This is a genomic window from Mariniphaga sp., assembly GCF_041687215.1.
In the GTDB taxonomy this organism is placed as follows: domain Bacteria; phylum Bacteroidota; class Bacteroidia; order Bacteroidales; family Prolixibacteraceae; genus Mariniphaga.
Map to the genome: position 1 here is coordinate 1 of NZ_JAWLCI010000035.1, position 13,142 is coordinate 13,142.

General features: G+C 40.2%; 9 protein-coding genes. 4 read left to right on the top strand and 5 right to left on the bottom strand.

Annotation, left to right across the window (positions count from 1 at the left end; translation table 11 throughout):
- Positions 1-1,558, top strand: a 1,558-nt coding sequence (locus tag ACESMA_RS12840; RefSeq protein ID WP_372949235.1) for an ABC transporter permease, incomplete at its 5' end; no start/stop codon positions are given.
- A gap of 457 nt (positions 1,559-2,015) precedes the next feature.
- Here the strand turns inward: ACESMA_RS12840 and ACESMA_RS12845 are convergent.
- The 4 genes from ACESMA_RS12845 to ACESMA_RS12860 all read right to left on the bottom strand — a co-directional run bounded on the left by ACESMA_RS12845 (position 2,016) and on the right by ACESMA_RS12860 (position 5,400).
- Positions 2,016-2,729 (bottom strand): protein-L-isoaspartate(D-aspartate) O-methyltransferase, encoded by a 714-nt coding sequence (locus tag ACESMA_RS12845; protein WP_372949236.1) that lies wholly within the window; start codon positions 2,727-2,729, stop codon positions 2,016-2,018.
- Positions 2,730-2,876: 147 nt separating this feature from the next.
- A complete protein-coding gene (locus tag ACESMA_RS12850; protein WP_372949237.1) occupies positions 2,877-4,499 on the bottom strand; it encodes a PspC domain-containing protein in 1,623 nt (540 codons plus the stop codon).
- A 45-nt stretch (positions 4,500-4,544) separates the two neighbouring features.
- Complete coding sequence (locus tag ACESMA_RS12855; RefSeq protein ID WP_372949238.1) at positions 4,545-4,850, bottom strand: PadR family transcriptional regulator; 306 nt, start codon at positions 4,848-4,850, stop codon at positions 4,545-4,547.
- Between the two features lie 82 nt (positions 4,851-4,932).
- Positions 4,933-5,400 carry a hypothetical protein gene (locus tag ACESMA_RS12860; RefSeq protein WP_372949239.1) on the bottom strand — a complete coding sequence of 156 codons (468 nt, stop codon included), beginning with the start codon at positions 5,398-5,400 and terminating at the stop codon, positions 4,933-4,935.
- Positions 5,401-6,100: 700 nt separating this feature from the next.
- On the opposite strand from ACESMA_RS12860, the gene ACESMA_RS12865 reads away from it, so the two are divergent.
- The 3 genes from ACESMA_RS12865 to ACESMA_RS12875 all read left to right on the top strand — a co-directional run bounded on the left by ACESMA_RS12865 (position 6,101) and on the right by ACESMA_RS12875 (position 12,922).
- Positions 6,101-9,367, top strand: a complete 3,267-nt coding sequence (locus ACESMA_RS12865) for a carboxypeptidase regulatory-like domain-containing protein (RefSeq protein WP_372949240.1) — start codon at positions 6,101-6,103, stop codon at positions 9,365-9,367.
- 92 nt (positions 9,368-9,459) lie between these two features.
- The gene (locus tag ACESMA_RS12870; protein WP_372949275.1) at positions 9,460-10,899 is read left to right on the top strand and encodes a BACON domain-containing protein; all 1,440 of its coding nucleotides are present in this window, start codon (positions 9,460-9,462) and stop codon (positions 10,897-10,899) included.
- A 127-nt stretch (positions 10,900-11,026) separates the two neighbouring features.
- Positions 11,027-12,922 (top strand): endonuclease, encoded by a 1,896-nt coding sequence (locus ACESMA_RS12875; RefSeq protein WP_372949241.1) that lies wholly within the window; start codon positions 11,027-11,029, stop codon positions 12,920-12,922.
- Positions 12,923-12,952: 30 nt separating this feature from the next.
- Here ACESMA_RS12875 and ACESMA_RS12880 read toward each other — a convergent pair whose 3' ends face one another.
- The gene (locus ACESMA_RS12880; protein WP_372949242.1) at positions 12,953-13,141 is read right to left on the bottom strand and encodes a hypothetical protein; all 189 of its coding nucleotides are present in this window, start codon (positions 13,139-13,141) and stop codon (positions 12,953-12,955) included.
- Position 13,142 lies beyond the last annotated feature (1 nt).

Here is a 13,142-nt window from a genome sequence, read left to right on the forward strand (position 1 = left end):
ACTAAAAGAGAGTTCAAGCAAAATAAACATCAGATTATTTGTAATCATTTCGTTTGTAATTTTACTGGTTTCGCTGCTCAATTTTGTCAATCTCACCATTGCCAAACTCATAAAACGGTCGAAAGAACTGGGTCTGAAAGAATCAATTGGCGCCACTCAAGGGCAATTAACCGGCCAGGTTTTATCCGAAGTATTTCTGTTTTGTTTTGTTTCGATGGTTCTTGCATTGGGCGCTATCGAAATTTTAAAACCTTTTATAAACCAGTTTTTTGAAATCGACTTTAACATCTATTATTCCGAACCTACAGTTTACCTGAGTGTACTTTTGATTTTGGTTTTCTGTCTGGGATTAACCACCATTTTTGTCGGATTTTTTCTTTTGGGAAAAACTTCTGCTATCGATATTCTTTCCGAAAAAATGAATTATTCGGGAAATCATATTTTAAAATCGCTGCTGGTTTTACAAATTACAATCGTGATTATTATCATGTCGGCTACTTTTTTGGTGAACAAACAAATCAACTTCATACTAAACCAACCGCTGGGTTTCGACAAAGAAAATGTGGTTGTTCTCAATCTGAAAGATTTTTCGAAAGACCCGGCAGTTTTTGCACGCGAACTGGAAAAACAAAGCCAGGTGGCATCGGTTGGTTTTACCATGCAACACTTTGGTTACCCTGCACAAGGTTTACCGCTCGACGGTTTGGGTATCGACGGAACTGCCGAACTTGTTATCGCCAATTACAATTATCTGCTTACAATGAATATTCAGCTTTTGGAAAACTGGATTAGCCCATCGGCAGATACAGTGCGCGGGATGATAATAAATAATCATTTGTACAAACGATTGCTGGAGAGACACGGAAGTATGGAAGCGTTAAAAGCTTTTCATGAGTCGCAGCCACTGGAACCTGACCAGACCCGTATTAATTTTATTGGGGTGGCCAAAGATTTTAATTACAGTTCGGCACACGAATTTGTTGGTGATTTTGCATTTTGGCTGGGTGAATCAAACAACCTGGCGCGGTTTATTCATGTGCGTTTAAATCCAGGAAATCTTCAACTGGGAATTCAAAAAATTAATGAAACCTGGAACACGCATTATCCGGGGCAGGAATTCGACTATTTCTTTATGGATGAAACGATTGCCATGCAGTACAAAGCGGAAACCATTTTAAGCAGAATACTGCTCGCATTTTCAATCATTGGAATTTTAATCAGCACCCTTGGAATCAGTGCACTGGCATTGTTTATTTCACAACAACGTACCAAAGAAATCGGTATCCGAAAAGTAAACGGCGCCAAAATTTCAGAAGTAATGGTTATGCTGAACAAAAATTTTGTAAAGTGGGTAGCCATTGCCTTTGTAATTGCCACACCCATCGCATACTACGCCATGAACAAATGGCTCGAAAACTTTGCATACAAAACTGATTTGAGTTGGTGGATATTTGCTTTGGCTGGTTTGCTGGCGTTGGGAATTGCTTTGATTACTGTAAGTTGGCAGAGTTGGCGGGCTGCAACGAGGAACCCGGTGGAGGCACTCAGATATGAGTAAAAGTGTCTGAACCATGATTAAATAGATTAACTGATGAACATGATTATTTTGGCAGAAGGCAGAGGGCATGGAAGAAAGAGGCAAGAAGACAGAAAAACCTGTTAGCGTTTGAGGGAAAGGAATAATCAAAGTTTATCACGTAAATCAGATGAATCCTGATTCAGATAATTGGCGGACGGCAAAGAGGAATCCGGGGGAAGCACTTCGATATGAATAGAAGAGTAAGGATAAAGTTAGCCCTTTTCGCGTGGCATACTCAGCGGCTTCGTCCATTACTGCAAAAAATTCGTTAACCGGATTTGAAACATACAGTTCCACTTTCTTTTTGAGTTTTTCAGTTCCTCTTCATTCATTCGATTAATTATAGCTGCAGTCTTATCGCTCATTGTTAAATTTATAGTTTTTTTAATCCAAATTTTTATTCAGAAATACAGAAGATTCATCAGGCACAAAGTTCTTAATACTTCTTACCCTCCGGGTCAATCAAAGGCACAAACCGAACCGGAAGAACGCTTTCTTCGCGCAGTTTTCCTTTTCTTTTTTTCAGCAGTACCAGTTCCTGAACAGCATCTCCACCCACCGGAATGATCATCCGGCCTCCTTCGGCCAGTTGCATTTTAAGGGGTTCAGGAATGTCACTCGGGGCGGCTGTAACAATAATGGCATCGAATGGTGCATGTTCGGGCCAGCCTTTAAAACCATCGCCAATTTTGGTGTAAATGTTTTCGTAACCGAGTTCATCGAAAAGTTCGCGTGCTTTTCTGCCCAGTTTTTCAAAAATTTCGATTGTAAAAACCGAATCGCACAACTCGGCCAGAATGGCTGCCTGATAACCCGAGCCGGTCCCGATTTCCAGCACTTTGTCGGTTCGTTGCAAATCCAGGGCATCGGTCATAAATGCCACAATGTAAGGTTGCGAAATGGTCTGGCCTTCATCAATTGGGAGCGGCGAATCGGCATAGGCATGAGGTATGTATTGCGGAAGCACAAATTTGTGCCGCTCCAGATTTCTAAAGGCTTGCAATACTTTTTCATCGGAAATTCCGCGGGCTTTAATTTGAGTTTCTACCATGCGGTTTCGTAATGCAAAAAAAGGATCGCTCTTTTGGCTGCACGAAAGTTGCGAAACCAACATAAAAATGAAGCAAACTGAAAGAATTCTGACTGGCATTTCTGTTTTCTTTTTGGGGAATTATACGGGAAAAGCAGTATCGGGTTTCCTGAAAGGAAAAGTGGAGCCGGATAAAACAAATTCCATAAAAAATGAAAAAGGCCGAACTTATAAAAGCCAGGCCTTTGTTGTTCTGATAAATTATTTTTATTCCATCTCAGTTGGAATACTATCCTGAATGCTTTCCGGAATAGCTTCCAATTCTCTCTGCGTTAGCCCATCGGGTTTCATTTCCCAGTATTTACCTACCATGTCGGCATCCCAGGTGTTGGTAACGTTTTCAATGTCGTAGATAATATCCACCATATCTTCATCAAGGAAGATAGTCCCGCCCTCAGGCACTTTTACGTTAATATGTACTTCCTGATCGCGCCATTTGTCGCCTTCCTCCAGGAAAAAATAGGGTTCAAAAAATAAAATTGAATCCTGTTGCTGAAAACGGTAAATCAGGTCAGATGCATGGTCGCGTGCCGTTTCGCGGGTTCGGCCACGCGATGATTTCCTAACTGTTACAACAAAAGAATTTCCGCTTGCCTTCTCCACATCAAGGCGTGGATTTCCCAAAATTACCCGTTCTCCGGCAACTTCCATTACTTTCAATTTATTTAAATCCCATCCCTGTGCGGCATAACCTTTATATTTGTCTTCGGCAAGGTTTAAATATAAGGTCTGGCAACTATCGCAATCAATGGTTGTGTTTTCAACTACCGAAGCCTGATTTTTGAAATTTCCTAACTGGTTTGTTGAAATTACAAACAGGGTAATGAGTGCAATAAGCCACACACCAACCATACTCAAACCAATGGCTGTGTTATTCGATTTGTATCTGAAAACCAGTTTCGACCCAACATACAACATGGCGAGCAATGGAATCCCGGCAAGAAAACCTACTGCAATAATTCCAAGTCTCACGGTGCCGGGTTCAACAAGGTAATTAAGGAAATCGGGGAAATTGATTTCGGGCCCCCAAACCAGCGGCCAGCCCTGAACAAATGAATGGCCAATTGCCAGTGATGAAATCAGCCCAAGCAGACCAAAAAATCCTGAAATAATAAGGATTACTCCGATAATAACTACAGCAACCTTAAGTAACAGTTTAAAAACATTATAAGTTACTTCACCGGCGCCCTCAACTTTTTTTTTGCCTTTTGAATAGGTGTCCGATTCTTTGAACTTTTTGTAGCTCTCTTTAACTTCTTTTACCTCTTCGCGAATAGATTTTTCGATGTTTTTCACCGTAGCTTCCTGTCCGCGCATTTCAAGGCGCTGGGCGGTGGTAACTGCTTTTGGCACGGCAATCCAAAGTACCAGGTAGGCCAGCAATGCTGGAACAATAGAAGTGACAATGAGCAATACAACGAAAATGATTCGTAAAATAACCGGATCCATATTAAAATAGGCGCTCAAACCACCGCAAACTCCGCCAATTACACGGTGTTCAGGATCTCGGTATAGACGTCTTTTCCGTTTTGCTGAACTGGTAAATACTTCATCTTCTTCGCCCTCTTCTTCCACAAAATCTTCCGGGGTTCCCATGGTTTCTATTATCTGTTCCACCCAGGCAAGTGTAATTACGTCTTTTTCTCCTGATGATTTTTCGGTAAAAATTTCAGCAATCCGGGCCTCAATGTCTCCCAGAATTTCTTTTCCTTCCTCCTCGGTTCCGAAATGGTTTTTCAGTTTCACCAGGTATTTTTGCAGTACTTCGTATGCGTCTTCCTCTATATGGAAAACGGTACCGCTGATATTGATTGTGAATGTTTTTTTCATGTTTTCAAAAATTCTTTGAGTTTTCTGTTCTGGTTTATTTTTCAATTAAGCCCTGCTTTTTCTGATTTTCCCAACTGCGTCAACCAGTTCGGCCCAGGATCCTTCAAGCTCGGATAAAAATTTCCGGCCTTTGTCAGTTAATTCATAATACTTACGCGGAGGTCCCTGGTTAGATTCTTCCCATCGGTATGCCAGTAGTCCGGCATTTTTAAGCCGTGTAAGTAGCGGATAAAGGGTTCCTTCTACCACAATCATTTTGGCCTCTTTAAGTTCCTGAATGATGTTGCTTGCATAAAGCGGCTCACCATCAAGTACCAAAAGGATGCAGTACTCCAGTACCCCTTTCCTCATCTGTGCTTTTGTATTTTCCAGTTTCATGTTGATTCTCTCCTTTTTTTTAATAATTGATCCACGGTTCTCTCTTCCGGTTTTTTTACATGGACCAAAAATCTGCAGATGTCATCCAGTTTTCAAGCATTAATGGTTCTTCCTGCACTTCGTGGGTGTAAAACAAACTTTCATCCAGCATCCAGCTTTCCAGTGCAAGCGGGGCTTCCACTTCGTTTTCAAAACTGAATGCTGTTGTTAAAAAATAGTTTTCGCTGGTCATCCAGCCTTCCAGTTCAAGCGCCGGGTCGAAAGCTTTGTCGAAAGCATACCAAAATGCACTTTCTGTGTTTTCATTTGCAGGTGATTTTTTTTCAGCGGTTTCAACCATGGCTATGGCAATTTCGTTAAAACTGCTGTGGGTTAAAACCTTTTTCCAAAACTCCTGCGCGCTAACGGTAATACTTACCAAAACAAAGCTAACGACTACGGCAACTGATCGCAATGCTGCTTTTCTAAAATTTGTTTTTGTTTTCATGGCTTTTTCTGTTTTTCTTGTTTTAACTGTTTTCATGGCTTCTGTTTTTGCTGTTTTTTCAATTTTCTGTTTTCATTATGACGAGCTGTTTTCTGAATCGTTACAGTTTGTAAAGAACTTTTTTTTAAAAACTACTTTTAATTACATTGTTATTGGCAATACAAATATATGGAAAAATTTTAGTACTATGCAACACAAAGTACCATATATTTTCAAAATATTTTATCTATCTATTGTAAGCTACTGTTTATTAGTTATTTGAAAACACAATAAATTTTCTTTTTTTTGAAAAAAATTTCAATTGAAAAAATATCCATCGGGATATAATGTTTTATACACAAAAAGAGGCTGGCTTCTGGAAGAGCAGACTTATGATTTTTTCTGTGTTTTTATACTTTTTCGTAATATTTTAATAACATATCACCCGTTGTTGATTTCCATTTAATAAGTTGTTAAAAAATGCACAAAAACGTTTGATAACTATTAAGTTCCATGTTTGGCCGATAATAAAAATAATGGGAACTTACCGCCTTTGAAAAAAACATAGATAAATCTTTAAACAATTAAAAGTCAGCGCAAATACTTTGAATCAAATAAGCGGCATGGCAACAAAGAAGCAAAAACATCATTGAAAATTAACATCAGTTTAATAATAATAGATTAGTTAAATGTATTTTTGCAAAAAAAAATTAACGTAATTCTATTTAAATAACCACTAAATTAAAGTTTACTATTTATGATTAACAAAATTAGGTTTTTATTAGTAGCACTCATTGTATTTTCAGCTACTATAATGCAAGCACAGGTAACCACATCCAGTATGAGTGGGCGTGTTACTGATGCTGAAGGAACTGTGATAGGTGCGACAGTGATTGCTACACACACCCCTTCAGGAACAACTTATGGTACTGTAACCAACATGGAAGGGCGATTCAACCTGAATGGTATGCGTGTAGGAGGACCTTACACTGTAAAAGTTACTTTCATTGGATATGGTGCATACACACAAAACAACATTACGTTGAGTTTAGGTGAAAACTATGTAATGAATGTTGTACTCTCAGAAGAAACATTATCATTAGATGAAGTTCTGGTTACGGCAACCCGCACAAAATTCACTAATGAGAAAACCGGAGCAGTGACCAATATCACAAACAGTCAGATAGATAATTTGCCTACAGTAAGTCGTAGCATTATGGACGTTACCCGTCTTTCTCCTTATGGAGGTAATGGTATGAGCTTTGCCGGTACAGATGGTCGCACAGCTAACTTTACAGTGGATGGAGCTAATTTCAACAATAACTTCGGTTTGAGTTCTGCTCTCCCAGGTGGAGGTAACCCAATCTCTATTGAAGCTATTGAAGAATTGCAGGTTGTAATTGCTCCATACGATGTGCGTCAAACGAACTTTATTGGTGGTGGTGTGAACGCTATTACAAAATCCGGTACAAATACCTTTAAGGCCAGCGCTTACTCTTATCATAGAAATGAAAACTTACGCGGAGATGCTGTTAATGGTATGCAAATACAAGGAGCACGTGAAAAAGACCGTAATACAACATACGGTTTCACTTTAGGTGGTCCAATTATCAAAAACAAATTGTTCTTCTTCGTAAACGCTGAAATGGCTAAAACACCAACAATAGCAAATCGTTGGAGAGCTTCAACTGATGGTGTTGCTGATCCGGACAATTATATCTCCCGCACAACAGAAAACGATCTTAAGAGGGTTTCTGATTTTGTAAGAAGTGAATATGGATATGAAACAGGATCTTACACAAATTTTCCGGCAGATGAAAGCAACAGCAAACTGCTTGCCCGTTTAGATTGGAATATCACAAACAAACATCGTCTGGCTTTGCGTTATAACTACACGAAAAACCTGTCATGGAGATCCCCTAATGCTTCATCTATGGATGGAGGTACTCGTATGTCTGAGGCAAGAATGTCACAGGCCTCCATGTCATATGCCAACTCGATGTATTCGATGGACAACCTCGTTCATTCATACTCTTTTGACTTGAACAGCCGTTTAGCGGACAACTTATCCAACCAATTCCTGGCCACATTCTCAAAACTTGACGATATTCGCGGAACGAATTCAACAGAATTCCCTTTCATCGACATTTTGAAAGATGAACAAGCCTATCTCTCTTTAGGATACGAACTTTTCACCTGGAACAACGGTGTTCACAACAATGTATTGAACATTAAGGATGAGTTAACCTATTATTTGGGGAATCACAAAATCGTAGGAGGTATCGCATTCGAATATAAGATGGCAGATAATTCTTATATGCGTAACGGCACCGGATACTATCGCTACTCCAGTCTCGATGACTTCTTAAACGGAGGAGTCCCGGAAATTGTAAACCTTACTTATGGTTACGATGGAGAAAGCAATCCTGCAGCTCGTGTGAGAACCAACAAAATTGGAGTTTATGTCCAAGATGATTGGAGTTTTAGCGAAAGATTCAAACTTTCGTATGGTCTTCGTATCGATGGACTTATCTTCAATAATGATGACTTGATGACGAACAAAGCGATCTTTGATATTGATTATTCTGGCCGTCATATTGATACAGGAAAATGGCCTTCGGCAAGTGTCATATTCTCTCCCCGTGTAGGTTTTGTATGGGATTCTTATGGAGACAATAGCCTGAAAGTTCGCGGAGGTACCGGTCTTTTTTCAGGAAACCTTCCGCTTGTATTCTTTACCAATATGCCTACCAACGGTGGGATGGTACAATACCAGGCACAAATCAATGCAGCAAACGCTGCAAGGAATGGTTTCACAATGGATGAATTTGCCGGCGGTCTTGTAACGGATGCCAACGGCAATGCCAATATCTCTGCACTTTATAACAAATTGGCCTCATTGGGATATCCAACAACCATATCACCCGAAGACGGGACAGTTCCTTCGGCTATTGCAGCAGTAGATCCGGATTTCAAAATGCCACAAGTATGGAAAACATCGCTTGCTGTTGACTATGCATTTTTGACATCTTTCCCATTCTCTGTAACAGTTGAAGGAATCTTCAACAAAACCATCAACGGTGTCTCTATTTCCGACTGGAGTACTCCTTCTGTAGGTGGTTTTGCCCGTTTCAACGGTGTTGACAATCGTCCAATATATCCCGATGGTTATCGTACCGGCACAAAGGCATTTGTACTGGAAAACACAAGCCGTGGTTATGGCTGGTCAGGCAACATTACGCTCAATGCTCAGCCGGCAGAATGGCTCAGCATTATGGCTGCCTATACACACACCGTTGCCAAAGATGTAACCGGTATGCCCGGATCGAATGCAGAATCTGCATTTACATACGTTCCTACAATAGAAGGTCCTAACCACATTAAATTGCACAATTCTCAATACACCACACCCAATCGTCTTGTGGCATCGCTTACTGCCCACGACAAGAGCGGTAATCACTATAGCATTATCTATGAAGGTTGGCACGGTGGAGCTAACTACTCATATATGACGGTCAATGATATTAATAGTGACGGTTACAACTACGATGCAATTTATGTTCCCACTGACGATGAAATAGCAAACAATCAATTTCGCTTTATTTCGGAAGATGACAAAACCCGTTTCATGGATTATGTGCATGCCAATGATTATTTGAAAAATCAACAAGGCAAGTATGCAGAAGCCTATAGCGTTTACTCTCCCTGGGTACATCGTGTTGACTTCGGCTACAAACATGATTTTGCTCTTAATGCAGGTAATAATGAACACAAACTGCAACTTAGCTTTGATATCAAAAACGTGATGAACCTGTTCAATTCCAGTTGGGGTGTAGGTAAATATTTGAACCCGGAAATTGGTTCGGAAGCGCGTATTCTCAGATATGAAGGTGTTGATGCTGACGGTGTGGCTACATTCTCTACACCCGCCTCAATCCATGGTAATACCCAAACATTCACACCAAGCTACTCATTGGGTCAAACCTGGTATGCTTCTATTGGTATAAAGTATATTTTCAACTAATTAAAAGTACAGACGATATGAAATTAAAATATTTATTTCCATTATTCTTCGCAGCGGTAGCCCTGATGACAAGTTGTGCCGATGAAGAAGTTATGACCTTACTTGATGAAATTCGAGTATCGTCGTCATATGTTGCTATTCCAGAGGAGGGCGGTTCTACTACTATTACTGTAACGACTCAGGATAGCTGGACAATAGAGAAGGTAACTACCGAGAAAGATGATGTTGAATGGTTGACTATCTCTTCAACTTCAGGAAGTGCCGGCGAGTCCCAACTTACCTTTTCAGCTCCCTCTGCCATCGATGGTCGTACAGCAGAGGCTTTGCTTCATAGTGGAGGCAAAACGCAGAGAATTAACATCATCCAGGGTCTGGCGAAAATATCTGAAGTCACAGCGGCTGAAGTGAATGCAGGTCCCGATGGAAAAACTTTCCGTGTTACGGGTGTTTGTACTTCTATTGTAAATACGTTATATGGTAACTGGTATTTGACGGATGAAACGGGTACTGTTTATATATATGGTACGCTTGATGAGAAGGGCGCAACAAGAAATTTCCTGAGTCTTGGACTTGAAGTTGGAGATGAAGTAACCATTGAAGGACCAAAATCATCTTACCAGGGAAATCCTCAAATGGTGGATGTAACGGTCATCCAAATCAACAAGTCACTTATCAAAGTAGATTCTGTTGCAAACCAGGAACTACCCATCGAAGGGGGTGAATTCATCGCATACCTTACCAGCAAAGGACAAGGCGTATCTGTTGATATCCCTGAAAATGCCAAGTCATGGTTGTCAATTTCGTCTATCGAATCGGCAGGCGAAGAAGTTGTTGTGAAGTTCAACGCCACTGCCAATACCGGTGGAGACCGTGGAACTACGCTCATATTCCGCACCACCGACGGCTCTAAAAACTACAGTACAGAAACAACACTGACTCAAAAAGGTGCCATTCTGAAAGCAACGATTGCAGAATTTCTTGCCGCTGAAGTGGGAAACACCCAATATCGCCTGACTGGTGTGATCACCAATATCACCAATACCAATTATGGTAATTTATACCTGAGGGATTTCTCCGGCGAAACCTATGTGTATGGAATTGATGATTTCCAGGAAAAAGGATTGAAGGAGGGTGACATCATCACGATTGTCGGAAAACGTGCTGCCTACAATGGTAATCCTCAGGTGGGTTCTGCCGTATTGGAAAGCGTGATTCCTGTAACTGCTGCTACTATTGCCGAGGTGCTGACCAAACCCGATTCCAGCCAGGATTACTTTTTGGTAACCGGTGAAATTACACAGATTGCTAATGAAACATACGGTAATCTTTACCTGAAAGATGGCGACAGCGAAATTTACCTGTATGGCTGTTATCCGGGTTATGGTGCAACCGGAGATGATAGGAAATTCCTTTTGGATACCAAAGGCATTAAAGTTGGAGACAAACTGACAGTTATTGCAACGAAGGGCTCATACAATGGAGTACCTCAACTTGCACATGGTATTTATTTCAGCCACGAAAGTGCAGAATAAATGATAGAAAACTATATGTTTTTAGTAATACTTGAAAAAAGCCTGACAATCAATTGTCAGGCTTTTTTCAACTCACAAGATGAACGTACTTTGTTATAAATAAAACAAATCACTAACCGTATAAATAATGAATACAACAAAAACATGGCTGTCTGTTGCGCTCTTTTTCCTGGGGCATAATTTATTCTCACAACCAATTGGCTATTATAACGGAACGGAGAATTTAACGGGTTTTGAACTTAAAAAAGCGTTACACGAAATTATTAAAGATCATGTTGATTTTTCCTATTACCGTACTGGTCAAATTATAAATTATTCTGACTCTGATCCGGACAACCCGGATAATGTCATCCTGTTTTACCTTCAGGAGTCGCGAAATGCCAGCATGTATGGGATGGGAGGCGATTACATCAACAGGGAACATGTTTGGGCAAAATCGCACGGATATTTTTCTGATATTCGTCCGATGGACAGCGATGTTCATAATCTGCGGCCCGCTGATGCTTCGGTAAACGAAGATCGGGGGAATAAAGACTTTGATAACGTCAGACCAAACGGAACACAACACCATGAAGCTACCGAATGTTGGTACACAGAGTGGGCTTGGGAGCCCGGACCAGCCACAAAAGGACAAGTGGCCCGTATCTTATTTTATATGGCCACCCGCTACGAAGATGCAGAAATTGAAATTGATCTCGAACTGGTAGATAAAATCAATACTTTTCCCATGCCGGAACATGGTAAACTTTCAACTTTATTGGAATGGAATAACCAATACCCACCTTCCGATTTTGAACGGCGGCGGAATGAACGAATTTACCAGATTCAGCAAAACAGAAATCCATTTGTTGATAATCCCGATTTTGCAAATTTAATCTGGAATGAAAAAAGTCCGGAGGTAATCCAGTTTTCTGATCTGAAAATGGTGCCGGAAAAACCCGGTGTTGGAGAGACTGCAAATATCTCACTCGGAATAGTATCAGAAGCAGAAACCGACAGTGTAATTTTATTTTGGGGAAATTCTTTTAATTCGGAACAAAACCAAATTAATTTGATTCCAGGTTCAGCAAAATATTCCAACACTATTTCTTTTGATAATATGGAAGCCGGCGAAATTATTTATTTCCTTTTCAAAGCTTTTGCGGCAAACGATACCTCTGTTTTTAGGGGAAGTTATATCCTTCCGGAAAAAATAAATGCAGAACAAATTACCCCTATTCAGGAAGTTCAGGGCCAGGGAACTGAAAGTCCTCTAATTGGCGAACAGGTAACCATAACAGGTAGGATTACTGCTAATTTTGACAACACTTTTTACATTCAGGATGCATCTTCAGAAAGAAGTGGAATTTGTGTTTATAACTCGCTGAAAACAGGACATATTGGCGATAGTGTTGTTGTACGTGGAAAAGTTACAGAATATTCAACTTTAACTGAATTAACGGATGTTGATTACTTCTATAATTTTGGAAATAATAAAACTGTTGAACCTATTACAATCAATACAATACAACTTCACGAAGATTATGAAGGTATGCTGGTAAAACTTGAAAATGTAACATTTGCTGATGGCGGGTCAAGGATACAAAGTACCAACTCCGTTTACTCATTTTTTGACGAAGCAGGTCAAAGTGTTTTGTATTCTGACCGAAATGGCAGACTCCCGGGGGAAAAGCTTCCGGCAGACCGAACTACTATTACGGGAATTGTCTCACAATACCAGGGAGGTTATCAATTACTGGCGCGCGAAATTGCAGATCTTACGCTGGGAACAAATGCAACCCGGCGCCATGAATTAAAACAAGATGTTTCCATTTACCCAAATCCTGCCAACAGCCAGCTTTCCTTAAATACTAATTTGGTTGTTGAATCTATCGCTATTTATTCAGTCGGAGGAGAATTAATGCTTCTTAAAACCGGTAATAATAAAAATATTGATGTTTCAGGATTACAAAGCGGAATGTACTTCTTAAGATTTCAAACCAATCTGGGTGATTTCATTCATAAAAAATTACTGGTTCAGTAAAAAATGCGATTAACTGATAAGTAAAAATTGTTACTGATTCAAATCCATTTTTTTCATGGGTTTTATCACCACCTCCTCGCCGCAGGAAGGGCAGAGGTAAGTTTCGCAACCGGTGCAGGCAAAACAATTACTGCAAAACCGGTCAACATCGAGGTTTGAAAAAGTGAAGCCACATTTTTTGCAGGTGTAAATTTTTTCTTTTTTACCGTTACCAATCATT